Below are 25,460 nucleotides of genomic sequence, written 5' to 3'. Positions count from 1 at the left end.
GCCCGCAGTTAACGCTGCGGGCTTTTTTGTGCTTGAAATATACGCTTTAAATCCAAACTAGGCACAAATGCTATAAGCCATTTTCTTAGTCGCAATAAGAAAAACGATGATATTAACCTCTTTCATTAGCGCCTAACCTATTGCTTTATTGCTAGTTTAGGGAATTAGAATGAGCGTGATCGAGGGCAGTACAAGGGAGTTTGGCAATACAACGGTGCTATTACATAGCTTAGGTTCATCATGCTACCGCATCGAGTGGTATAGCAAGATGACTGGGGCATCAACCAGCTTGACGCGGATCAAACTAGGAAAATATTTAGTGCTCCGTAAATGGGCATCAGCGCTTAATATACAGGATGTGTCCAGTGAGTTTGATCGGCGTAATAGTGCACTTATTCACTTTTTGAATAATGTCGATATTGTGAAGTCTAAAGACGATTTGATACTTGCAGCAAAACAGCACTGCGTTAATCTTTTCACTAATTATGAAGGCTTAAAGCCAATCAATAAAGTCACTTTTCCTAAGCCTCGGCTGCAAGGTGCTATTGGCAAAAAAGTGGTTATAAAATCAAAAGTCGGGGATAAGGAAATTGCTCAAGGATTGCTATTACAGTTAGTCGGTAATCAAGCTGAAGTGCAAGTACCTGCTAACGATAATGAGGCGATACAGGTAAGGAAAAAGTTTTATTCCAAGCAAGTTTATATTCGCTAGCGGACTTGTTCATCAGCTGATATGGGGAATGTTGCATTAATGGTGAAGCCTTGCTCGTTTGAGAATGAGCATTGGCCGCCAAGAGCAGTCACGCGTTCATCAATGAAAGCGAGACCATAACCACCAGAATGTGAGGCGGTTGTCGCGACATTGCCATTATCCTGAATAATTAACGTGATCAGATCCGAGTTGGAATCTAAACTAATTACCAACTCAGATGCGCAGCTGTGCTTGATGCAATTGGTGATTGCTTCTTGGCAAATTCGATAGATCGCAATTTGATGTTCATCTCTAATTGCTTCGTTTATGCATAAATGTGTTATATACCTAACTTTTTCTTTATGCATCAAGCTTTTAAACTTCCCTTGTGAAAGTGCTTTTGCTAAGCCTAATTCATCAAGCTCACGCGGACGCAGATAATGCATCAGGTGATAGACTGAATCATACATTGAATTAGCATTTCGTTTTAACGTAGTCACAATCGCGCTGACGCTTTGATCCGTCATACTGGTTAAAACGGCAAGATCGGTTTTAAATGCAGTCAGGTTTTGCCCTAATTCATCATGAAGCTCTTGTGATAAATGCTTCCTCTCACTTTCTTGTACATTCACCATTTTGATAGCCAGTTGTTGGTTTTTTTCTAATTGCGCCCTAAGTTCAATGTTTGTCAGTGTTAGCATATTATTTTTTTGTCGCAGCTCTGCAGCTGCCGCACCGAGTAATAAACTCGTTGCGGCATTGGTCAGAATAAACAATTGGCTAATATAAGTATTAGTTGCATCTTGTGTGATGCTTGCTTCTAATATTATTAAGCCATTTGCTGCTGCTGCGCCAAATATAGCGCCTGTAATACCAAAGTGATATGAAAACCAAATAATTGGTAGTAGGGAAGCCAAGCGTAATAGTGAGTAGATATCAGGGCGCAGCAGATAAATCGACAGCATTAATAGGGTAAAAACAGTGACTGTGATAATTAGTTTAACTCCGCCCTCTAGGCTAAAGGCTCGGTGATAACTGTTAGCACACAAAATAATAAAAGGTGTGATAAACAAGCTGCCAGTCAAATCACCTAAAGTCATATTTAACTGATATTGCAGTAGTTGTTTACCTTCTAACCAAGTTGTGAACTCAAAAGAGCTGGCAAACAAAAACCATTTTGATGCTGCCGCTAAGCTTGCTAGTAAAATAAGCGAAAGCACACCTTTACTATCTTTTATCGTTGGTGGCCAACGGCTATGCTTAAAAGCGAAGACAATGGCTAAATAGATAGCCTCTTGCCACGCACCATGTAATAAATTTAAATGCCATTGCTGGGTATAAAAAGAACCTAAATACGCTGCATAGAGTCGTGATGCTAACCATATTATTGGCCAATAGCGTGTTGGGAACATAATAACAAAAGCCAGTTTAATACCTGCAGGGAGAAATATAGCACTACTTTGTGGGACGGTTTCTAGATGGTTACTAACCCATGTAGAGGCACACAGCGCGATTAAGTAAGCAACGCAAACCGCGCATTGCTTAGCTGCCCCTAGTACTATGTTTGTAGTGGAAGGTGTGGCAGTGATAAGCCTAGGCCAACTCATTAAGTTGAATAACCCCGATATCAATGGCAACTTTTAATAGTTCAAATGAAGTTGTTGCGTTTAGTTTATTACAAATATTTGTTTTATGTACGTGAGCGGTTTTCGGCATCATGCCGAGCTGTTGAGCAACCTGTTTGGCATTTAAGCCTTTGGCAAAAAGTGGTAGAGCCTCTATTTCTCTATTTGTTAAAAGGTCTTTTTTATCAGAAACACAGGTGTAGTTGAAGTTAACGTCTTCACTGATGTAGCGATGGCCGCGCATTACTGTTTTTACCGCATCAATCATAGCGTCTGAAGCTGAGCGCTTTGACACATAACCAAGCGCCCCAAGTTGTATTGCATTGCTGACGTACGGTTCATGGTCATGCATAGAAGCTACAATGGTTTTTATTTCTGGGTAATGCTCATTTAAGTATGATAGAAAAGTCAGGCCAGTCTCACCTTCGTGCATTGAAATATCAACGATAAAGACATCTGGCTGGTCAATATTTACTGCTAACTTTGCTTCGTTCACTGAGCAAGCTTCAATTGTTACTTGCCAGTTTAACTCGAGCTCAAGTAGTTTTTTAAAACTATCTCGAACTAACTGATGATCTTCAATGATTCCAATCCGCATAAATCCCTCCATTTTCAGGAATTATACATCTAAATCAATTTATTATGTCTAAGAATTATTCCTAGTGAAATTACCTGTCGATTCTTAAGATGAACGTTAATGTAGGTTTGTAGCAATGATGTATTGCAAAAGAGGTGTTAACCGTGCAAAGGGCTAAGTCTTGTTACTATTAATCGCTTTAAACACTGAGTAGCTAACGGCTAATACTAGACAGATGGTGGCGGGGATAAAGAGGGCATTAAATTTATAAAACTGGAATGCATAAGCACCTAATGTGCCACCGCAAATGAATCCTGAGATGATCAGTAAAAACAACAGTGCTTTGCGTTTATCAAAGGGTTCGCCTCTTAATTTAGCGCCAAGCATTAGCCCTAGATCAGTAAAGATACCGGTAACATGGGTGGTGCGAATAACTGCGCCGCTGTAAGTGGTGGCTAACGCGTTTTGTAAGCCGCAGGCTGCAGATGCTAAATAGTGCCCGTTTACAGAGTCATTCGATAAAAAATACACTGAGCTTGCTAACAGAATGGCTTCAAATAACAGCAAGCTGCTGTAGTTATGGCCGAGTTTTAATGCACCACTTTGCAAAAAAGCGCCGGAGATCGCCGCACCAGCTAAAAAACTCAGTAGGATAAGAGCTAGGTGTAATACATCAGTAACGTGGGAGGTAACAAGGCTTGTGCCAAGGAGTGTTGCAGTGCCTGATAGATGTGAAATTGATTGATGTTTGAAGCCTAGTAACCCTATCGAATTAACAAGCCCAGCAACAAGCGCAAGTAAAAACGATCCATATTCTACCCAACGAGGCAATTTTGAAATCACGGCTAACAGTTAATTTAATAAAATCTGTTTGGTAACCTATCAGTTCGTTATTTATTAAACAATAGCTAGCTAAGTTTTCTGTGCATAGTTTGTGCTGGATCAGCAATATTTAGGTAGCTGTTGTGGATTGGTTGCTTACCAGTGCTAAAAATTCCTGTTCGGGTAATGGCTTTGCAAACAAATAGCCTTGGCCATAATCACACCCTATACCAAGTAATAATTGCTGCTGCTCTGGTGTTTCAATGCCTTCGGCAATCACTTTTAAACCAAATTGATGTGCCATAGTGATAATTGCTTTGCATAACGCGAGATCTTGATTGTCGGCTTGAATGTTATCAACAAAACATTTATCAATTTTTAAATAATCTGCGTCCATTTGTTGCAAGTAGGCAAGCGATGAATAGCCGGTGCCAAAGTCATCTAAAGCGAGTTCCATACCGGATTTTACCAGCGCTTTCAGACGTTGTTGAGTGAGTTGCTCTGGTGCGATCATTAACCCTTCGGTGATCTCGCTAACAATTGCACTCGGTGGTAAATTGGCGGCTTTTAGTAAGGCTGGCCACAGATCAATACCGCTATCAAGGCAGCTAAATTGTACCGGCGAGACATTAATACTAAGTTGAAAGTTGGCATCAACCTGCGCTCGTAAAATCGTTAGCGTTTGTAATGCGCGAGTAAATACAAATTGTCCTAATGGATTGATATATCTAGACTCTTCGGCCAGAGGTATAAACTCTGCGGGACTAATTACGCCACGTGTCGGGTGGCGCCAGCGCAATAGTGCTTCTGCTTTATGAATGTGCCCAGAATCTAGGTTAACGATTGCTTGGTAATAAAGATCAAATTGTTTTTGTTCAATGCCATAGCGCATGTTTTTGAGTAAATCCATACGCGCTTGTGCTTGCTCACGTAAGTTGTGATTGAAAAACTCAAAACAGTTACGACCATTTTGTTTGGCTTTATACATGGCTTGGTCGGCGGCTTTTAATAACAGCTCTGAGCTATCGCCATCGATTGGTGCAATAGCGATGCCGATGCTGGTTGCTATGTGTAGTTCTTCGCCTTCGAGTATAAATGCTTTTGTCATGGCATTGAGGATATCGTTGGCTACTTTTTTAATGTGTTCTTCAGTGACTAGCTTGGCATGCACAATGACAAATTCGTCGCCACCAATACGTGCAATAAACTCAATATCAACAATTTCTTGTTGCAAACGAATTGCGATCAACTTAAGTAATTCGTCACCATAAAAATGGCCTAAGGTGTCATTTATGTCTTTGAAATGATCAAGATCAAGTAGCATGATCACTAGTGGCTCATTAGGATTTAAGCTGTTGTTGAGGCGCTGATTTAAGCGTTCTTTAAGCTCAATTCGATTAGGTAGATTGGTTAAATGATCATAGTGAGTTTGATGCCATATCAGATCTTCGGCTGCTTTTTTAGCAGTAATATCGGTAAAGATCGCGACTCTGCGCTGCGCTTCAGAATGTTCATTGTATACAGTATCGATAGTAAGCCATTCAGTGAATAACTCGCCATCTTTACGACGGTTAATTATTTCACCTTGCCAACGACCCGTTTTTTGTAACTGTAGCCACATTTCATGATAAAACGCTTTGCTGTGTTTGCCTGAAGCTAAGATAGCGGTGGTATTGCCCAGTATTTCTTTTTTACTGTATTGAGTTACTTCACAAAAAGCTGGGTTAACATCTAAGATAACGCCGTTTGGATCGGTAATAGCCATTCCTTCACTGCTATTTGAGTAGACCAATGAGGCCAGATGAGAGGCTTTTTCAGCGTTCTTTCGCTGGCTAATATCTTGCAATACGATGGTGTACTCGTTGCTATTAAGCTTGGCACTGATCCGCGCTTCAAATACTTGCTCGACTTCGCTGTTATTGATTATTAACTCAAATTGACTAGTTTTATTTTTACAGGGTAAATTCCTAAGTAACTGTTTACTTTTTTCTTCACCAAGTAGCTCGCGAAGATGTAACTTTGAACGCGTACACACTGGTAAATTTAACTGTGAAATTTGTCCGCCTAAGTTCAGTACATCACCGTGAACATTGATCCGAATATAGGTATCAGGCAAGGCGTTTAATAAACTACTTAGTTCGTCATGTTGGCGTTTGACACTCGCTTCTGCCGTCAGACGTGTTTGCGCCATCGCTTTAAAATGTTGATAGAGAGTATTCAGCTCTGGGCTATTTAAAGAAAACTGTTTTGGTAATAACCCTTGCGCAAGCTCTTTAATCGTCAGTGTGAGTTGCGCTATGGGCGTTAATACGTTGCGCTTTAATTGGCTATGAGCAAATATAGACAGGCCAATAATCATCAATGTGAATGCAGCTAATGTGATAAAAAATAGTTGGTTGGCAGCTTGAATTGCGTTATTAAATGGCATGACAACATAGACGTTTAGGCTATTTTTAGTTTCATCGGTATACATGGTTTTACTGTGTAAAATGTGATTAATACCTTGCAATTCAATTGTGCTATTGAGGATAGGTAGTTCAGAGCTAAATCCATAGGCGTTAATATTTTCGCCAAACAGCGATGGATCGTTAGGGTAATTTGCAATAATGCGACCGTTGTTGTCGGTTATAACAGCAATGGCATCTTCGGGTAAATGAGAGTTGGCAAGTATCTGGCTCCACCAATCTAATGTGACAACCGTTACTACCGCCCCATATACTTGTTGCTGTTGATCAATAAGTGGATAAGCAAAATTGAAACTGAAGGTATTGATACTGCGATCTTTTTGAAAATAGCCAATGGCAAAACTTTTAGTTGCCACAGCATTTTTAAAGTATTCACGATCGGCAATATTAATATTTTCTTTGCGTCCTTGTAATATACACACTGCGTCGCCTTGCATATTGACGATGCCAATATTCGCAATTTCAGGTTGAAGTTCTTGTATTTTAGCTAGGTAATAAGGGCAGCCGGTTTGTAGTGGCGCGGCAAAGTCTTTTAAATCCGCAAGCTGAATAGTAAATGTTTTAATTTTTTTGAGTAGCTCAGTTTGCTGATCCATAAGCTGTTCGGCAACCGTTAAAGCCTGTAGCCGACTCTCTTGGCGCGCCGTTTCTTTAGCATGCCAAAGGCTAAATAAGATCACCAAAATACCTGGTAAGCTCAGTAAGATAAATAAACGATAAAGTCGGTGTTGTAACGATGAGGAAAAAATAACAATACTCTTCATACTGGGCTTTGGCATAAAATTGTAGCCAATTAAGTTGAAAATAACCATATATAATAAAAGGTTATTTATACTTTCTCTAATAAATAATAGAGCAACTACGCAAAAGAGTATGATTGCGCTACGTAAACCTCATTATTATAGTAAACGTAATAACCAGCTAAATTGACTTAGCTTTATTTTTTTGGATGAATTTTGGTTATGACTATTTAGCGCTTGAAAGCCTGCACCTGCCGTAAAGGCACTGGCAATACCGACATTCGATACTGCAAAGCGTTTAAGTCGGTAATTGAAAGCTTGATGATGTTGCTGTTTTAACGCATTGATGCTATTCATTTTTTGACTTAAGTGACGAACTTTATGATTTGGTTTCTTAATAAAATAATCAATTAGCATTATTCACCCCTATTTATATTGAGTAATTGTTTAATGCTGTGCGCAGTTTTATCAAAGCCAATTTTACTGCTGATATAACCAATATTTTTCCACAGCCACATCAAACAAAGCAATTGTAAGCCAATTAGACACACAGCACTGAGCCATATTGATTGACTAAAGGCAAAAATCGCAAAGCCAAGTGTAATCAGCAAACCGGCCCACAACAATACTAAGCCACCGGCAAAACTTACCAGTAAAATAATAGTCAATGCCAAAGAGCGGGTTGATAGTCGCCACTCGGCACTCGCTAATTCTTTACAAATACCTGCCTGTTGGCGATAGTCCTGATAAAGCTGTTCACCGTATTGAGACAATTTAGCAAGATGATCTTGCCACTGATCAGCACTTTGCGGTGCAGGATCAGCGGCTTGATGCTGTTTATCTTTAGGATCGGTATGTGGTTGCATAATCGCTTACTTGCTACGGCGAAATAGTGCAGTTACTAGCATACCGGCTGCAAACGCAATACCAGCTGTAGCAAGCGGATTTTCAGCGGCTAATTGACGAGTTTTACCACTGTATTCAGACAGTTTTTCACGCGCAATTTTTTGCTTTTCAGTCAGAGTTTCAGCTGAGCTTGAAGCACCATGGCGAATATTTTGCTCTGCTGTTGCAGCCTTAGAAGACAGCGAATCAACAGCAAGATGAGCCGCTGAGGTTGCTTTATCTGTTAATGGCGATTCAGTGTGAGCAGCGATGTCATCAACTTTTTTACTGGTTTTTGCAGCTGAATTAGAACTCGATGTTGAAGTAGTCATAGTAATCGTTCCTTAAATATTAAAACTAAATTGTGTAATACTTGTTGCAGCCTTCGTACCACTTCTACAATCTTATTTAATTACTTATAAATCAATGTTTTACTTTTCATTTTCCGAATTGGTTTGTTTGAAATAACAGCGTTTTAAGTAACTATTGCAAAAAGATCGCGTAAATTTTACAAGATCTATTAAGCAGTAATTCGCTACTAATATTTTGTAACTGTTCATTGATTATTCATTAATCATTTAAGTCTGTTTATTTTGTTTTATCTCAGAATAAAATATTTTTTTTGTAGTTATCCACTTTTTCCCACGTAATTCAGTAGCTTTGCGCTAGGCCTTATTTTTTCTGGCTTTAACACGCCATTATAGGTTTTTGCTGACTTGACAAAATAGCTTGTCAAGCCCTAAACTGGAGCACTGTGGTAAAAAGTGGTATTTAGTGGATCAAATTGGATCAAATTAATCAAAACAGATTAATTACAAACTTTTAGAGTAGGCTTTTTATGTTCCGTGGTGCGAGTTCACTGAGTTTGGATGATAAAGGACGATTTGCGGTACCGACTAAGTACCGAGACTCGTTGTTGTCTGAAGATCAGGGGACGGTGATCTGTACTGTCGCACTGAACGAGCCTTGCTTGTGGTTATATCCATTGGCGCAATGGCAGGATATAGAAGATCGCTTAGCTAAAATTTCCAATATGAATCCTCGCGCTCGACGCATGCAAAGGATGTTGTTAGGTAATGCAACAGAATACCAATTAGATAAAAATGGTCGAATATTGCTGGCACCGTCGTTACGGTCTCATGCTGATTTAGGCAAAAAAATCATGTTGGTCGGTTTGATGAATAAATTTGAGATCTGGGATGAAGAGCGTTGGCATGAACAAATGCGCCAAGACACCGAAATTGAACGACTCGGTGAGTTTGAATCAACCCCAGACTTAGATAATTTTTCGCTCTGATCACACAATAAAAAGGCAAACAATAGCTAATGACAGCGCAATTTGAACATATTTCCGTACTAATGGACGAAACCATCGAAGGTCTAGCAATTAAGCCAGACGGTATTTATATGGATGGTACATTTGGCCGAGGCGGACATTCTGGACAAATCTTGGCGCGCCTTGGTGAACATGGTCGATTACAAGCTATTGACCAAGATCCACAAGCGATCAAGTCTGCCGAAAAGTTTTCCGATGATAGTCGTTTTGCCATTGCCCATACTCGCTTTTCTAATCTATACGAAGTGGCAGAGCAAAACGATCTATTAGGAAAAGTAGATGGCATTTTATTAGATATCGGTGTGTCATCACCACAACTAGATGATGCCGAGCGTGGTTTTAGCTTTATGAAAGATGGCCCGCTTGATATGCGCATGGATCCTACCAGCGGCCGCAGTGCTGCGCAGTGGTTAGCTGAAGCCGAGCTGGAGGAGATTGTTCATGTGATCAAAACTTATGGCGAAGAAAAATTTGGTCGTCGTATTGCACATAAAGTGCTTGAAGTGCGAGCACATACGCCGATTACAACAACTAAGCAACTAGCTGATTTAGTTGACGAAGCAGTGCCAGTAAAAGACAAATTCAAACATCCTGCGACGCGTACTTTCCAAGCTATTCGTATTTATATCAACAGTGAATTGGAAGAGATTCAAACGGCATTACAAGCTGCGCTGGGTGTACTAAAGCCCGGTGGTCGGTTAGTGGTGATTTCGTTTCATTCACTAGAAGATCGTATTGTTAAACAGTTTATTAAAAAACAGAGTAAGGGAGTGGCATTACCCAGAGGTCTGCCTTTAACTGATGCACAAATAAATAAAAATCTGACGTTAAAGGCAGTGGGTAAAGCTATTAAGCCAAGCCAAGCTGAAGTTGACCGTAACCCACGTTCACGCAGTTCAGTACTTAGGGTGGCACAGAGGTTGGGATGAAGCCTAAAGCGAATCATCGACAACCCAATTTATTTTTAGAAATAATCAAAGGCCTAGGAGCTAATAAGCTAACCTCGGCCTTGTTGGTTGTGATATTCGCATCAAGTTTGAGTGTGGTGCAGGTCACTCACTTTGCTCGCCAAGAGCTGATTGAGCAAGATCAGTTGTTACAACAGCGAGATGAACTCGATTTAGAATGGCGTTACCTATTAGTTGAAGAAGAGTTTTATTCGCAACATGCACGCATTGAAGAAATTGCTATCGAGCAACTTCAGATGAAACGGTCCACAAGCCAAGACGAACAGGTGATAGTACTACCATGAGAAGTAGAGGGAAAAAACCAGTTAATAGTTTGATCACATGGCGTTTTATGCTGGTGTGCTCTGTGGTGCTGCTGGTTTTTGTTACTTTAGTTTCTCGTGCTGCTTATTTACAAGTTATCGAGCCTGATAAAGCCCGTTCAGAAAGTAATAAACGTACTGTGCGCGTGGAAAAGTTGCATGTGCAACGCGGGATGATTTTTGACCGTCATGGTAAAGAACTTGCAGTTAGTGTGCCTGTGGTAAGCGTGTATGCGGATCCTAAAGCATTGCATAAATCATTGCGTGCTAAAGTGCTCAAGCAAGCGCGTAAAAATGGCGAAGATGAGAATGCTCTTGCAGAAAATACCGCGCTACTTGAACAGCGTATTGCGTTGTACTACAAAAATGATTTGCGTTGGCGTGAACTTGCCGACGTACTGCGTATTGAACCGAAAACAATCAATGGTCGCTTGCGGGATGATGCCAGTCGCCGCTTTGTTTATTTAAAACGCCAAGTAACCCCTGCCGTTGCCAATTATATTGGCGACTTACGTCTGCCTGGTATTCATCTATTAGATGAATCAAAACGCTATTATCCTGCCGGAGAAGTTACCGCACATGTGCTTGGTTTTACTAATATTGATGGCAAAGGTATCGAAGGCATAGAGAAGCTTTACGAAAACGCATTAACTGGCGTTGAAGGTCGTCGCACAATTCGCAAAGATGCACAGGGTCGTGAAGTTGAAGTGCTTGATGAACGTGAACGGATCGAGCCTGAAAGTATTCATTTAAGTATTGATCAACGCATTCAAGCGATTGCTTATAAAGCAGTAAAATCAGCAGTTCTAACCTACAAAGCAACGTCTGGCTCTGCGATGGTGGTCGATGTGAAAACTGGTGAAGTGTTAGCGATGGTTAACAGCCCGTCTTTTAATCCAAATAATTTAAATGATGCAGCCCCGCATAAACGCCGAAATCGAGCGATCACGGATTTGTTCGAACCAGGTTCAACCGTTAAGCCTCTAGCCATATTAGCTGGGTTAGACTACGGCTCAATCCAACCGGATGATAAAATTGATACTTACCCAGGCTGGATGCGCATTGGTGGTACGTTAGTTACAGACTCGCGTAACCATGGTGAAATGACCTTACGTGAGATTTTAAAGTACTCCAGTAACATGGGGGTGACAAAAATAACGCAAGATGTACCGAAGGATTACTTTGTTGGCTTGTTCCAAAAGGTTGGCTTTGGTTCAGATACAGGCACCGGCATGGTTGGTGAAAGTAGTGGCTTGTTTTATCCGAATCGACGTTGGTCTGACCATGAAATTGCAGCACTTTCTTTTGGTTATAACGTTGCTGTAAGCACCGCACAAATGGCGCGTTTTTATGCCATGTTAGGTGCCGGCGGGATCAATAGACCATTGACCATCCTCAAGCAAGATTCAATCCCTGAAGGCGAGCGTGTTTTTCAACAAAAAGATGTTGAAGCGGTTGTGCATATGATGGAAAGCGTTTTTGAAGAAGGTGGTACAGCGAGCCGTGTAAAAGTTGATGGTTATCGTGCTGCGGGTAAAACGGGTACCTCTAAAAAAGCTGCCGCAGGTGGTTATGGTGATGAGTATGTAGGTTACTTTACTGGTATAGCACCTGCGAGTAATCCACGTTTAGCTGTTGTTGTAATGATCAATGAGCCCGGTGGAGATGTTTATTATGGCGGTGCAACTGCAGGACCAGTGTTTGCAGAAATAATCTCCAATGCGTTAAGAATTTTAAACGTGGCACCAGACAAAGGCTCGGTTGCCTACGTGAAGGGCATAGATGATGATGCGTGATTTAAAAATAATTTTACAACAAATAGAAGTAGCAGCAACAAGCTTATTAGTAAGGCACTTACGTTTAGATAGTCGAGATGTAACCCCTGGGGATGTCTTTGTAGCAATTAAAGGTCATCAATTAGATGGCGGACAATTTATAGATAAAGCGATTGCAAATGGTGCTGTCGCAGTAATTGCTGATCGTTTATGTGAGTTTGAATGTGATTTTGAGCCGCTTTATTTAATTTCCGATTTGAATAAGAAATTGCCCGCATTAGCGAGTCATTTTTATCAGCAACCAAGTAAACAATTAGATGTGGTAGGTGTTACTGGCACCAATGGTAAATCAACTACCACTGCGATGATTGCTCATTTAGCTAAGTTTTGCGACACCCAATCAGCGATTATCGGTACGCTTGGGTATGGGCAACCAGAAAGTTTAACTGAGTTAATCAATACCACACCGTCTTGTGTTGATTTACAAAGAATATTAGCGCAACTTGCCACTGACAATAACAAACTGGTGGCGATGGAAGTGTCATCACATGGTTTGGTACAGCAGCGTGTTGCGAAAACGCACTTTAAAGCTGCTGTGTTTACTAATTTATCGCGCGATCATTTAGATTACCACGGTGATATGGCAAGTTATGCCGATGCAAAGTTAATGCTAATGCGAGATTTTGACGCGCAGCTGGTGGTACTAAATCAAGATGATAACCAAGTAGAGCAATGGTTAGAACAATACGATTTTAATAACTTAGTGTGTTATGGCCATAAAAACTTGCAGCCAAAAGGTGCTAAGTTTGTGTACTTTACTGATGTTTCTTACCATAAAACCGGTATATCGGCACAGTTGACTACAAGTTGGGGTGATATTGCTATTACCTGTCCGCTGTTTGGCGAATTTAATTTATATAATTTAGCGGCTGCAATCGCAACTTTACTTGGTTTAGGTTACCCATTAGATCAACTGGCAGCCGGTTGTGCAAGCTTGCAACCAGTTGCTGGACGCATGCAAGCATTTAGCGCGCCAAACCAACCAACCTGTATTGTTGATTATGCTCACACGCCAGATGCGTTAGCTTTAGCATTGCAAGCATTGCAACAACATGTGCCCGGTGGCGTAAGTTGTGTATTTGGTTGCGGCGGAGACCGTGATAAAGGCAAGCGACCAATGATGGCCCAAGCGGCTGAGCAAAATGCTGATAAAGTAATTATTACCAGTGATAACCCGCGTAGCGAAGAGCCATGGCAGATCATTAAAGATGTTGCTGCTGGTTTAAGCCAGCCTGACCGTGCGCACTTAGAAGCTGACCGTGCTCATGCTATTGCCTTTGCAATAGATAACGCAAATGCCAATGACGTAGTGCTTATTGCAGGTAAAGGCCATGAAGATTATCAAATAATTGGTACGCAACGGATAGATTTTTGCGATCGTAAATTTGTCCAGCAGCACTTACAACAAAAGCAAAAGCTAGACCCACAAGAACAACAAATAAGAGGATCGCAGTTATGATCCCAATGGATTTTGATTGGCTAGCAAATGTGCTAGCAACTGATTATCAAGGTGATAATCAAACAGTAAAAAATATTAATACCGATACTCGCACCGTATGCGAAGGAGAAGTATTTTTAGCCCTACAAGGCCCTAATTTTGATGGCCATCAGTTTTTACAACAAGCGAAAGACAAAGGCGCAATAGCCGCTATTGTTAGTCAAAAAGTTGCCGTTGATATTCCACAGTTTTTAGTTACTGATACGCGTATTGCGCTAGGCGAAATTGGTGCTGCGGTAATGGCCAGTGTGGCACCAAAAACTATCGCAATTACAGGTAGTGTCGGTAAAACCACAGTAAAAGAAATGTGCGCAGCTATTTTAGCTCCTCACGGTGAAGTACTGTCGACCAAAGGTAATTTTAATAATGATATTGGCGTGCCATTAACCTTGTTACGCCTAGAACCGCAGCACAAATATGCGGTCATTGAGCTTGGCGCTAACCATATTGGTGAAATTGCCTATACCACGGCGATGACTAAGCCCGATGTTGCCGTTGTTTGTAATGTGGCAGCTGCACATATTGAGGGTTTTGGCTCTCTTGCGGGTGTAGCAACGGCTAAAAGTGAAATTTACGATGGTTTGAAAGAGCATGGCATTGCGCTAGTTAACTGTGACAGCGAATTCAGTGATGGTTGGCTTACTAAGTTACAAGGGCGCAGTGTAAAACGTTTTTCAAGCACTGAACAACTAGATATTTGGGCAGAAGAAGTCAGTCTCGATGAACAAGCTCATGCTTCTTTTTATATTTGTACCAAGCAGCAGCGAGTACCCGTTAAGCTTTCATTACCAGGTCGTCACAATGTTACAAACGCCCTTATAGCAGCTGCATTAACCTGTGAATTTGGCGTTAGTCTTGAGGCGGTGGCAATGGCACTAGCAACCATGGCTGAAGTAAAAGGCCGAGTAAACATTATTCAAGTCAATGAAACACTAACCGTGATTGATGACACTTATAATGCCAATGTGCAATCGGTTAAAGCCGCGATTGATTTACTTAGTGATATACAAGGTCAGCGTATTTTAGCGTTAGGTGATATGGGAGAACTTGGTGAAGAAGCTGCGCTTTATCACCAACAAGTTGGCGCCTATGCCAAACAACAAGGTATTGATGAGTTGTATAGCTTAGGTGTATTGAGTCAATACGCCAGTGATGAATTTGCTAAACCACAGCGGCATTTTTCAAGCCGCGAGGAACTGTTGCAACAATTACAAGCACAGTTAACTGACTTAGCACAAAAAACCACCATAGTCGTGAAGGGATCACGCAGTTCTCGCATGGAATTATTAGTACAAGATTTAGTTAACAGCCAGCAAACTGGCCGCAATGGAGTATCTCAATGTTAGTTTGGCTGGCTGAGTATTTAACACAATATTACAGTGCATTTAATGTGTTCTCGTATTTAACCGTTCGCGCTGTATTTGGTATTTTAACGGCATTATTAATTTCATTGTATTTTGGGCCTAAGTTGATCCGTGCTTTGCAAAGAATGCAAATTGGTCAAGTGGTTCGTAACGATGGCCCGGAGTCGCATCTATCGAAAAAAGGCACCCCAACCATGGGAGGCTTGTTAATTTTAGCGTCTATTTTTACCAGTACTTTGCTGTGGGCTGATTTAGCGAATAAATATGTATGGGCTACCTTGTTTGTGATCGGCTCATTGGGAATTGTGGGCTTTGTTGATGATTACCGTAAAGTGATCCGCAAAGATCCAAAAGGGTTAATTGCTAAATGGAAGTATTTTTGGCAGTCAGTGATTGCCTTAGTGGTTGCCTGCGCATTATTTTTTACTGCTAACCATGCCAACGAAACATCATTAGTAGTGCCGTTTTTTAAAGATGTATTACCGCAGCTAGGTTTGTTTTACATAGTTATGACTTACTTTGTAGTGGTGGGTACGTCAAATGCTGTGAATCTGACCGATGGCTTGGATGGTCTGGCCATTGTACCGACTATTTTAGTGGCAGCAGCACTGGCTATTATCGCTTACTTAACAGGTAACGTGAATTTCTCAGCTTACTTGCATATTCCACATTTACCATTGGCCAGTGAGTTGGTTGTGGTATGTACCGCCATTGTTGGTGCCGGATTAGGCTTTTTATGGTTTAACACTTACCCAGCACAAGTATTTATGGGTGATGTTGGTTCATTAGCGCTTGGTGGAGCATTGGGTATTATTGCTGTATTAGTTCGCCAAGAGTTAATTTTAATCATTATGGGCGGTGTATTTGTGATGGAAGCACTGTCGGTTATCTTGCAAGTTGGCTCTTATAAATTACGTGGCCAACGGATTTTTAGAATGGCACCAATCCATCATCATTACGAATTAAAAGGCTGGCCTGAGCCACGAGTTATCGTGCGTTTTTGGATAATTTCTATCGTGCTAGTGTTAGCTGGCCTAGTAACATTAAAGATCAGGTAAATGACGTATTTAAACGAGATGAAAAACAAACATATTACAGTGCTCGGACTCGGTGTAACCGGTCTGGGCATTGTGCGTTTTTTATTATCTCAAGGTTTAACGCCTAATGTAGTTGATAGTCGCCAATCACCGCCCGGTTGTGATTGGTTACAACAACATGCGCCAAATTTAACGACGCAGTTTGGTAATTTGGCAACTGCACAGCTTGAAAGCGCTGATATGATCATCATCAGCCCCGGTTTAAGTTTAACACTTCCAGCAGTTGCACAAGCAATGCAAGCGGGTGTTGAAGTGATTGGTGATATTGAGTTATTTGCTCGTTTAACAGACAAGCCGGTGGTGGCTGTAACAGGCTCTAACGGTAAATCGACTGTCGTTACGTTGGCTTATGAAGTATTGAAAACGGCTGGCTATAAAGTCGGACTTGGCGGAAATATTGGTACTGCCGCACTGGATTTATTAGCTGATGATTTTGATGTTTACGTATTAGAGCTATCGAGTTTTCAGCTCGATACGATGCACAGCTTAAAACCGGTTAGCGCTACGGTACTTAATGTGTCGGAAGATCATTTAGACCGTTACCCGAGCTACCAAGCCTATATTGATTCAAAACAAACGATTTATGCTAATGCCGCGCTGGCTGTAGTAAATAAGACTGACCCAGCAACGTATACAAAAACAATGCCGCAATTAAGCTTTGGCTTAGAAAATGCGGATTATTGTTTAATGACGTATCAAGGTGACAGTTACTTTAGTTATCAAGGCAAAGCTCTATTGCCTGTTAGTAGCTTAGCCGTAGTTGGTCGTCATAATCAGCTAAATGCGTTAGCGGTTATGGCATTATTGAGCCCATTTGATATCAGTGCTAGTCAGTTTGCACAAGCTTTTAGCCAATTTACTGGCTTGGCGCATCGTTGTCAGTTTGTTGCCGAGCAAGCGGGGGTTAAATATTTTAATGACTCTAAAGCTACGAATGTCGGGGCCACCATTGCGGCGATAGAAAGTTTAGCCGATCAGGCCAAGCAACTAGTGGTGATTGCCGGAGGCGATGCCAAAGGCGCCGATCTCGATAGCTTAAAGCCGTATTTACAACAGCAAGTTAAAGCGCTTATTTGTTTTGGTAAAGATGCCAAAGCACTGGTTGCGTTGACTGACAAAGGCCACTTAACAGAAAATATGCAGCAAGCGGTGATGCTTGCCAAGCAACTTGCCACTGCGGGCGATATTGTGTTGCTTGCACCTGCATGTGCCAGTATCGATATGTATAACAATTATATGCAACGTGGTGAGCACTTTAGTCAATGCGTATTAGCGGAGGCAGTATGATTGCTTTAGCTAATATTCGTGACACCCTGACTCCTAAGCCTTCGGCGCAGTTATACGATGTGCCACTGTTATATTGTGTGATCATGCTAATTGGCTTGGGGTTTGTGATGGTGACGAGTGCGTCGATGCCGACCGCTGATCGCTTATTTAACAATCCCTATCATATTATTATTCGCCACAGCATGTTTTTGGCGATGGGCTTTGTGCTGTTTTGGATCACCTGTTGTGTACCAATGACTTGGTGGAAACGCTCGAATCCTTACTTATTACTGTTTGGCATGGCGCTACTGATAGTGGTGTTAATCGTTGGACGTGAAGTGAATGGCGCAAAACGTTGGATCCCAGTAGGTCCGGTGGGCTTTCAGGTCGCTGAAGCGGCTAAATTATTCTTTTTCAGTTATATCGCCGGTTACTTAGTGCGTAAACGTGAGGAAGTTCAAGAAAACATCAAAGGCTTTGCTAAGCCAATCGCGGTGTTTGCAGTTTACGCATTGTTGATTTTATTACAGCCCGATTTAGGCACTGTGGTGGTGATGTTTGTAACTACCGTAGGCTTATTGTTCTTAGCTGGGGCTAAGTTATGGCAGTTTTTTGCCTTGATATTAACAGGCGTAGGCTTAGTCGTATTGCTCATTATTGTTGAGCCATATCGGATGGCGCGGGTGGTCGGTTTTCTAGAGCCATGGGATGACCCATTTGGTAAAGGCTACCAGTTAGTACAATCGCTGATGGCATATAGCCAAGGTGGTTGGTTTGGCCAAGGTTTAGGTAATAGTGTGCAAAAATTGCAATATTTACCTGAGGCCCATAATGACTTTATTTTTGCGGTGATTGGCGAAGAGTTAGGTTTTATCGGTATCGTCAGTATTTTAATGGTGTTTGGTACTTTGGTGTTTAGAGCACTGTTAATTGGTCAGCAAGCACTTAAATGTGGCAAAGAATATGAAGGTTACTTTGCATTCGCAATAGGTATTTGGTTTGCATTTCAAACCATGGTTAATGTGGGGGCGAGTGCCGGTATTTTGCCAACCAAAGGTTTAACCTTGCCGTTTGTATCTTATGGTGGCTCAAGTTTACTTATCATGACTATTGCGGCAGGTATTTTATTACGCGTGGATTTTGAAACCAAAATGGCCACTAAACAAGCAACATCCGGTGGAGGCAAGCGATGAATAAAAAATTAGTCGTTGTTGCTGGCGGTACTGGCGGGCATATTTTTCCCGGCATAGCTGTGGCTGATCACTTAAGGCAACAAGGTTGGCAAGTGAGTTGGATTGGCACTGCTGATCGAATGGAAGCGCAGGTTGTACCAAAGTATAATATTGAGATTGATTTTATTAATGTTAAAGGTGTACGTGGCAATGGCCTTGCACGTTTAGTAAAAGCCCCCTTTATGGTGATTAATGCCATATTACAAGCACGCAAAGTATTGAAAAAACAACAACCTGATGTTGTGTTAGCAATGGGCGGCTATGTTACTGGGCCGACTGGTATTGCCGCAAAAAGCTTAGGTATACCACTGGTGATCCATGAGCAAAATGCGGTTGCCGGTATGAGTAATAAGTACCTAGCCAAGTTTGCCAATAAAGTGTTGGCTGCATTTCCGCAAGCATTTGCCTCTGGATACAGTGACGTGGTTGGTAATCCGGTACGAGCCAGCGTAGCAAATGTGGCAATGCGGGAAGTATCAAGTCCGGTTAACGTGTTGGTCGTTGGTGGCTCGTTAGGTGCGCAGGTGCTAAACCAAACTTTGCCAGCAGCATTTAAACAGCTCAGTGAAGAGTTTCAGATCAATACATGGCATCAAACCGGTAAAGGTCATTTAGGCTCAGTAACACAGGCATATCAGCAGCAAGGTTTTAGTGCTGAACAAGCTAAGGTGGCTGAGTTTATTGATGATATGGATACGGCTTATGGCTGGGCAGATATTGTAATTTGCCGCGCGGGGGCGTTAACCGTAAGTGAGATTGCTGCTGCAGGAAAAATGGCCGTGTTTGTGCCGTTTCCGCATGCGGTTGACGATCATCAAACTGCGAATGCAAAATTTTTAGTTGATGGCAATGCGGCATTATTAATGCCACAGGGGCAGTTCAATCAACACAGTATTGTTGAACTATTACGCCCGTATTTAGCCAAACCAGCATTAATCAGTGAACTTGCAGGCAATGCTAAGCAATTGGCGACACTAGAAGCTACTGCCAATGTCGCATGGCATTGTATGGATGCCGCAGGTGTCCCCTTGTCAGCGCTGCAAGTAACAGAAAAAAGAGATAATTAAGTGAAACAAATGTCAACACACAAGAGCACTCGCCCGGCAATGCGCCGAATTAGCACTATCCACTTTATTGGTATTGGTGGTGCAGGAATGGGCGGTATTGCCGAAGTACTCGCATTTGAAGGATATCGTATTACTGGCTCTGATATTGCCCATAGTGCAATGACCGAACGTTTGATCCAAGCTGGCGCTGAAGTGTTTATTGGCCATCATCAAAGTAATGTTAAAGATGCCAATGTAGTGGTGGTTTCAAGTGCAATTGATGAAACTAACCCTGAGATTATTGCAGCTAAGGCGGCACGTATTCCGGTTGTGCGCCGTGCAGAGATGTTGGCCGAGCTAATGCGCTTTCGCCACGGTATTGCTATCGCTGGCACTCATGGTAAAACCACCACCACTAGTTTGATCGCAAGTATTTATGCTCAAGCTGGGCTGGATCCAACCTTTATTATTGGTGGCTTACTTAATAGTGCGGGTAGTAACGCAAAAGTCGGTAAAAGTGATTTTTTAATTGCTGAAGCTGATGAGAGTGATGCGTCATTCTTGCATTTGCAACCTATGGTATCGGTGATCACTAATATTGAAGAAGATCACATGGATACCTACGGCGGTAGCTTAGAAAAAATGAAAGACACTTATGTGGATTTCATTCATAACCTGCCTTTTTATGGCCTTGCTGTGGTGTGTATCGATTCAGAAGTGGCAGCTGAGCTTATTCCGCGATTTGGCCGTCCTGTGATCACTTATGGTGAATCGAGCGACGCCGATTACCGCATGACTGATTTTAGCCAAACGGCAAATACCAGTCAGTTTAAAGTGCGCACTAAGCAAGGTGATGAATTAACTGTGCATTTAAATATGCCAGGTAAACATAATGCATTGAACGCCACTGCAGCGATTGCTGTTGCAAAAGATCAACAAATAGCTGATCACGCGATTTTAGAAGCATTGCAACAGTTTGAAGGTATCGGACGTCGTTTTCAGCATTATGGCGATTTTGAAAACGAACGTGGCAAAGTAATGCTGGTGGATGATTATGGTCATCACCCTTCAGAAGTTGCAGCGACTATAGCGGCAATTCGCCAAGGCTGGCCTGATAAACGCTTAGTAATGATTTATCAACCACATCGCTTTACTCGTACTCGTGATTTATATGAAGACTTTGTAAAAGTGTTAGCCGATGTTGATCAGTTATTATTGCTTGATGTATACGGCGCTGGTGAAGAGCCAATTATTGGCGCAGACAGTAAAAGTTTATGTCGTAGCTTACGTCAACGCGGTAAAGAACCACTGCATGTTGCAAGTAGCTCTGAACTAGCTGGAGTATTAGCTGATACGTTACAAGATAATGATTTAGTTATAACCCAAGGTGCTGGTAATATTGGTCAATTAGTAAAAACACTCGCGGCGACATCGCTGTCGATTGAGCAACTTAAGCAGGTAAAGGTATGACGCAATTAAACACACAGTTTGGCAAAGTGGCAGTGTTGTTTGGTGGACACTCAGCTGAGCGCGAAGTATCACTAAAATCAGGCCAAGCGGTATTGAACGCATTACAAAATGCGGGCGTTGATGCAATTGGCTTTGATCCAAAAGAGCAACCGTTATGGCAATTAAAAGAACTCGGCATTGAACGAGTATTTATCGCCCTGCATGGTCGCGGTGGTGAAGACGGTACTATTCAAGGTGCACTTGAGTTTATGGGGTTGCCATACACTGGCAGTAACGTATTAGGCTCAGCATTGGCGATGGATAAAATACGTTGTAAGCATTTATTTAAATCTGCGGGCTTGAGCACTGCGCCTTATGCGGTGGTGGATAGCAAACGTGGTTTTGATGCTACAGCGATAATGAATGAACTGAAAAAAGTGATGGTAAAACCGTCGCACGAAGGTTCTAGCATTGGTATGGCGCAAGCAAATAATGCGCAAGAGCTTGAAGCTGCTTTAGCCGAAGCGTTTAAGTTTGACAGCCAAGTGCTGGTTGAGCAGTGGATAACAGGGCGCGAATTTACAATCACTGTACTAGGCGATGAGGTACAGCCAGTAATTGAAATGACCACCCCGAATGGTTTTTATGATTACCAAGCAAAGTATCAGTCAAATACCACGCAATATCATTGCCCAGCAGACTTATCAGCTGGCGATACCACGCATTTACAAGCAATGGCTTTAGCGGCATTTGATCTGGTGGGTGCCAGTGGTTGGGGTCGTGTTGATGCAATGCAAGATGCAGACGGTAACTTTTATTTGTTAGAAGTAAACACAGTACCAGGAATGACTGAAAAATCGTTAGTGCCAATGGCTGCTAAAGCAAATGGTGCAAGCTTTGAGCAATTAGTTGTTCGCATTTTGGAGCAAACGCTTTAATATGCATCCCTTTTTGGAAAAAGCGCAACAATTAAAACAGCAACTCAATTGGTCGTTAATCTTTGGTGTGAGCTTTTTCCTTATTGTAGTTTTTAGCTTAGTACAAATAACCAGCGGCGTTAGACAGTGGTTGGTGGAAAATAAAGATGCGCAGATAAAGCATTTAGCGGTGTTGGGGAAACCTCAATATACGGACGAAAAAGCGATTATTGGCGCGATTAAAAAAGCTGACTTATCGAGTTTTTTTGATTTAGATGTTAAACATGTTCAACATTTGGTTCAAGAGCTGCCATGGGTTGCTACTGCATCGGTACGCAAGCAGTGGCCAGATACATTACAAGTGTATGTGGTAGAGCATCAGGCCGTCGCAGTGTGGAACAGTGATTTATTACTTAACCAAAGCGGTGAAGTGTTTCAAGCTAGCAGTGCGAAGCTCAGTGACGAGCTGCCACAACTTTATGGCCCTGAGGGCAGTGAGTTTGAAGCTTGGGGAGCTTTCAAGCAGCTTGATGAAATGCTTAAGGTCAATAGTTTTAAGTTAACCAGTCTTGCATTGTCAGAGCGATTTTCATGGCAGTTATGGCTCGATAACGGTATTCGCCTTAAATTAGGGCGTAAAGAAAAAGCTAAACGGGTACAGCGGTTTATAGATGTTTACCCGCGGATGGAAAAACGTGCAGATGCACAAGTAGATGTAGTGGATTTACGGTATGATACCGGCCTTGCAGTGAGCTGGAAGCTCCTGGAAGAAGCGCAATTACAAAATAAGAGTAAGGCATGACTAAGTCAGCAGAAAGAAACCTAGTGATTGGATTAGACGTTGGCACCTCAAAAGTGGTGGCCACGGTTGGTGAAATCACCGCAGATAACAAACTCAGCATTGTTGGGGTTGGCAGCCAAGTGTCCCATGGTATGGATAAAGGCGGCGTAAACGACCTTAACTTGGTGTCGGAGTCTATTCGTCGTGCAATCGATGAAGCTGAACTTATGGCTGATTGCCGTATTAGCTCCGTGTATTTGGGGATCTCAGGTAAACATATTCAGTGCCAAAACGAAAGTGGTGTTGTGGCAATTAATAACACTGAAGTGACTGATGAAGACATTGAAAATGTTATTCATATTGCGCGCTCTGTGCCTATTTCAGCCGAACGTAAAATGCTGCATGCGCTGCCGCAAGAATATAGTATCGATATGCAAGAAGGGATTAAAAACCCGCGTGGTATGAGTGGTGTACGAATGGAAGCCCGTGCTCACATCATAACTTGCTCAAACGATATGGCGAAAAATATTGAAAAATGTGTTGAGCGTTGTGGTCTTGAAGTTGACCAACTGATTTTCACCGCATTAGCGTCGTGTTATTCGGTATTAACCGATGACGAAAAAGAGCTTGGTGTTGCGGTACTTGATATCGGTGGCGGTACGATGGATATCACTATTTATATCAATGGTGCGTTGCGCCACTCTGCAGTTATTCCTGTAGCGGGTAACCAAGTTACTGGCGATATTGCAAAAATATTTCGTACACCGATATCCCATGCTGAATCACTCAAGGTACAATATGCCTGTGCAAGTAGCCAAATGGCCAGCAGCGAAGAAACTATTGAAGTGCCTAGTGTAGGCGGGCGACCAGCGCGGTTAATGTCGCGTCATACCTTATCTGAGGTGGTTGAGCCACGTTTTAGAGAATTATTTGAATTAGCGATGGAAGAAATTCATCGTTCAGGATTAGCAGACCAAATTGCAGCAGGACTCGTCATTACTGGCGGTAGTGCTAAAATGGCTGGCGCGATGGAAGTGGCTGAAGACATTTTCCAGATGCCAGTGAGAATAGGCAAACCTATAGGGATAGTTGGTTTGACAGATTATGTAGATGACCCTTCATATGCAACGGCGGTTGGCTTATTACAATATGGCCGCACAATGCAATCGATGAATGCACAAAAATCGAAACCTGAAGGCGATAATAATTGGTGGAACCGCATAACGAAGTGGTTTCAAGGCGAGTTTTAATACTCAAGTCGGAGAGTAAACATGTTTGATATAATGGAACAACACAGCGAAGAAGCTGTTATAAAAGTAATAGGCGTGGGCGGCGGCGGCGGTAACGCTGTTGAGCACATGGTTAAGCAACAAATTGAAGGCGTGCGTTTTATTGCCGCTAATACGGATGCTCAGGCATTACGTAACTCATCAGCAGATATTACAGTGCAACTAGGTACTCAGATCACGTCTGGGCTAGGTGCGGGTGCAAACCCTGATGTAGGTCGTAAATCAGCAGAAGAAGACGCCGATACTATTCGTGCCAGCCTTGAAGGTGCTGATATGGTATTTATCGCAGCGGGTATGGGCGGTGGTACTGGCACAGGGGCTGCGCCTGTGGTTGCCAAAATTGCTAAAGAGTTAGGTATTTTAACGGTTGCTGTAGTGACACGTCCGTTTGACTTTGAAGGTAAAAAGCGCGCAGCAGCGGCTGAACAAGGTATTAACGAATTGTCAGAAATTGTAGATTCACTTATTACAATTCCTAACAATAAATTGCTTAAAGTTTTAGGCAAAGGGACTACACTATTAGACGCATTCGCTAAAGCTAATGATGTATTATTTGGTGCCGTGCAAGGTATTGCGGAACTAATTACTCGTTCTGGTTTGATTAACGTGGATTTCGCCGACGTACGTACAGTAATGTCAGCCATGGGTACTGCGATGATGGGCACAGCGTCTGCATCGGGTCCTGATCGTGCGCAAGAAGCTGCAGAAGCTGCAATCTCAAGCCCACTGCTTGAAGACGTTGATTTAACTGGCGCGAAAGGCATCCTAGTTAACATCACTGCAGGTATGGATATCGCAATTGAAGAGTTTGAAATTGTTGGTAATCACGTTAAAGCATTAGCATCTGAAAATGCGACTGTGGTGGTTGGTGCGGTTATTGACCCTGAAATGACTGATGAACTACGTGTAACTGTAGTCGCTACAGGTTTAGGCGGCGATCGTCGTCCACAGTTTGGTATTGTCGATAACGGCTTTAAAAAAGCGTCAGGTTCTGATGTTAGCAGTTCAACAAACCAAACTAGCAGTATGTATGTACCAAGCTTTGCAAGCCAAGGTAGTGGCGATGAAATGACTGCTGCTCCAGCGATTGAAAAGCATGAATCGAGCAAGACAACGCAAAGCAATAGTGGTTTATCTAAAACTAATGATAGCGGTAAAAAGTCTAATAAATCAGAAGGTGGCGATTATTTCGACATCCCTGCATTTTTAAGAAAACAAGCAGATTAAGCAAAAAGGTAATTGTTTTTGTTTAAAAAGCGAACGAATTTGGCAGCT

23 protein-coding genes are annotated in these 25,460 nt (G+C 42.1%); 16 read left to right on the top strand and 7 right to left on the bottom strand.

Annotated features, from left to right (window positions below; translation table 11 throughout):
• Positions 1–169 precede the first annotated feature (169 nt).
• Positions 170–712, top strand: a complete 543-nt coding sequence (locus H5163_RS11240; RefSeq protein ID WP_182731654.1) for a hypothetical protein — start codon at positions 170–172, stop codon at positions 710–712.
• Here H5163_RS11240 and H5163_RS11235 read toward each other — a convergent pair.
• From H5163_RS11235 to H5163_RS11205, 7 genes are all read right to left on the bottom strand, one after another.
• Positions 709–2,298 carry an MASE1 domain-containing protein gene (locus tag H5163_RS11235; protein ID WP_182735150.1) on the bottom strand — a complete coding sequence of 530 codons (1,590 nt, stop codon included), beginning with the start codon at positions 2,296–2,298 and terminating at the stop codon, positions 709–711. The two genes, H5163_RS11240 and H5163_RS11235, sit on opposite strands and share 4 nt — an antisense overlap.
• Entirely contained in the window at positions 2,285–2,914 is a 630-nt protein-coding gene (locus H5163_RS11230) for a response regulator transcription factor (RefSeq protein WP_149980610.1), read from the bottom strand. The genes H5163_RS11235 and H5163_RS11230 overlap by 14 nt, the downstream gene beginning before the upstream one ends.
• A 153-nt stretch (positions 2,915–3,067) precedes the next feature.
• On the bottom strand, positions 3,068–3,736 hold the full coding sequence (locus H5163_RS11225; protein ID WP_182731652.1) for a YoaK family protein: 669 nt from the start codon (positions 3,734–3,736) through the stop codon (positions 3,068–3,070).
• A 109-nt stretch (positions 3,737–3,845) separates the two neighbouring features.
• The gene (locus H5163_RS11220) at positions 3,846–6,944 is read right to left on the bottom strand and encodes an EAL domain-containing protein (protein ID WP_182735149.1); all 3,099 of its coding nucleotides are present in this window, start codon (positions 6,942–6,944) and stop codon (positions 3,846–3,848) included.
• A 135-nt stretch (positions 6,945–7,079) separates the two neighbouring features.
• Entirely contained in the window at positions 7,080–7,337 is a 258-nt protein-coding gene (locus H5163_RS11215) for a hypothetical protein (RefSeq protein WP_182731650.1), read from the bottom strand.
• Positions 7,337–7,786 (bottom strand): hypothetical protein, encoded by a 450-nt coding sequence (locus H5163_RS11210; RefSeq protein ID WP_182731649.1) that lies wholly within the window; start codon positions 7,784–7,786, stop codon positions 7,337–7,339. Before H5163_RS11210 ends, H5163_RS11215 begins: the two co-directional genes overlap by 1 nt.
• A gap of 6 nt (positions 7,787–7,792) precedes the next feature.
• On the bottom strand, positions 7,793–8,137 hold the full coding sequence (locus H5163_RS11205) for a DUF883 domain-containing protein (protein WP_182731648.1): 345 nt from the start codon (positions 8,135–8,137) through the stop codon (positions 7,793–7,795).
• A 506-nt stretch (positions 8,138–8,643) separates the two neighbouring features.
• Between H5163_RS11205 and mraZ the strand changes: the two genes are divergently transcribed.
• Genes mraZ through ftsZ form a run of 15 tightly spaced genes read left to right on the top strand, consistent with a single transcriptional unit; the run spans position 8,644 to position 25,412 of the window.
• On the top strand, positions 8,644–9,102 hold the full coding sequence (mraZ, locus tag H5163_RS11200; protein ID WP_145236856.1) for a division/cell wall cluster transcriptional repressor MraZ: 459 nt from the start codon (positions 8,644–8,646) through the stop codon (positions 9,100–9,102).
• Between the two features lie 29 nt (positions 9,103–9,131).
• The gene (gene rsmH, locus H5163_RS11195) at positions 9,132–10,070 is read left to right on the top strand and encodes a 16S rRNA (cytosine(1402)-N(4))-methyltransferase RsmH (RefSeq protein ID WP_182735148.1); all 939 of its coding nucleotides are present in this window, start codon (positions 9,132–9,134) and stop codon (positions 10,068–10,070) included.
• Positions 10,067–10,393, top strand: coding sequence for a cell division protein FtsL (gene ftsL, locus H5163_RS11190; protein WP_145236863.1), 327 nt, complete (start codon positions 10,067–10,069; stop codon positions 10,391–10,393). The genes rsmH and ftsL overlap by 4 nt, the downstream gene beginning before the upstream one ends.
• The gene (locus H5163_RS11185) at positions 10,390–12,207 is read left to right on the top strand and encodes a penicillin-binding transpeptidase domain-containing protein (RefSeq protein WP_182731646.1); all 1,818 of its coding nucleotides are present in this window, start codon (positions 10,390–10,392) and stop codon (positions 12,205–12,207) included. The genes ftsL and H5163_RS11185 overlap by 4 nt, the downstream gene beginning before the upstream one ends.
• Positions 12,200–13,705, top strand: a complete 1,506-nt coding sequence (gene murE, locus H5163_RS11180; RefSeq protein ID WP_182735153.1) for a UDP-N-acetylmuramoyl-L-alanyl-D-glutamate--2,6-diaminopimelate ligase — start codon at positions 12,200–12,202, stop codon at positions 13,703–13,705. Before H5163_RS11185 ends, murE begins: the two co-directional genes overlap by 8 nt.
• Positions 13,702–15,090 carry a UDP-N-acetylmuramoyl-tripeptide--D-alanyl-D-alanine ligase gene (gene murF / locus H5163_RS11175; protein ID WP_182735147.1) on the top strand — a complete coding sequence of 463 codons (1,389 nt, stop codon included), beginning with the start codon at positions 13,702–13,704 and terminating at the stop codon, positions 15,088–15,090. The genes murE and murF overlap by 4 nt, the downstream gene beginning before the upstream one ends.
• Entirely contained in the window at positions 15,084–16,166 is a 1,083-nt protein-coding gene (mraY, locus tag H5163_RS11170) for a phospho-N-acetylmuramoyl-pentapeptide-transferase (protein WP_145236872.1), read from the top strand. Before murF ends, mraY begins: the two co-directional genes overlap by 7 nt.
• Positions 16,167–17,492, top strand: a complete 1,326-nt coding sequence (gene murD / locus H5163_RS11165; protein WP_182735146.1) for a UDP-N-acetylmuramoyl-L-alanine--D-glutamate ligase — start codon at positions 16,167–16,169, stop codon at positions 17,490–17,492.
• On the top strand, positions 17,489–18,664 hold the full coding sequence (ftsW, locus tag H5163_RS11160) for a cell division protein FtsW (RefSeq protein ID WP_182718050.1): 1,176 nt from the start codon (positions 17,489–17,491) through the stop codon (positions 18,662–18,664). Before murD ends, ftsW begins: the two co-directional genes overlap by 4 nt.
• Positions 18,661–19,770, top strand: a complete 1,110-nt coding sequence (gene murG, locus H5163_RS11155; protein ID WP_182735145.1) for an undecaprenyldiphospho-muramoylpentapeptide beta-N-acetylglucosaminyltransferase — start codon at positions 18,661–18,663, stop codon at positions 19,768–19,770. The genes ftsW and murG overlap by 4 nt, the downstream gene beginning before the upstream one ends.
• Before the next feature lie 9 nt (positions 19,771–19,779).
• Positions 19,780–21,219 carry a UDP-N-acetylmuramate--L-alanine ligase gene (gene murC, locus H5163_RS11150; RefSeq protein WP_259397186.1) on the top strand — a complete coding sequence of 480 codons (1,440 nt, stop codon included), beginning with the start codon at positions 19,780–19,782 and terminating at the stop codon, positions 21,217–21,219.
• A complete protein-coding gene (locus H5163_RS11145; RefSeq protein WP_149980616.1) occupies positions 21,216–22,136 on the top strand; it encodes a D-alanine--D-alanine ligase in 921 nt (306 codons plus the stop codon). The genes murC and H5163_RS11145 overlap by 4 nt, the downstream gene beginning before the upstream one ends.
• A gap of 1 nt (position 22,137) precedes the next feature.
• The gene (locus H5163_RS11140) at positions 22,138–22,917 is read left to right on the top strand and encodes a cell division protein FtsQ/DivIB (RefSeq protein WP_182735144.1); all 780 of its coding nucleotides are present in this window, start codon (positions 22,138–22,140) and stop codon (positions 22,915–22,917) included.
• On the top strand, positions 22,914–24,146 hold the full coding sequence (gene ftsA, locus H5163_RS11135) for a cell division protein FtsA (protein ID WP_145236894.1): 1,233 nt from the start codon (positions 22,914–22,916) through the stop codon (positions 24,144–24,146). The genes H5163_RS11140 and ftsA overlap by 4 nt, the downstream gene beginning before the upstream one ends.
• A 21-nt stretch (positions 24,147–24,167) precedes the next feature.
• On the top strand, positions 24,168–25,412 hold the full coding sequence (gene ftsZ, locus H5163_RS11130; RefSeq protein WP_182731641.1) for a cell division protein FtsZ: 1,245 nt from the start codon (positions 24,168–24,170) through the stop codon (positions 25,410–25,412).
• Positions 25,413–25,460 lie beyond the last annotated feature (48 nt).

Source organism: Pseudoalteromonas sp. SG44-8 (genome assembly GCF_014164125.1).
Lineage (GTDB): Bacteria > Pseudomonadota > Gammaproteobacteria > Enterobacterales > Alteromonadaceae > Pseudoalteromonas > Pseudoalteromonas rhizosphaerae.
This window is presented reverse-complemented; position numbering and strand designations above follow the sequence as displayed.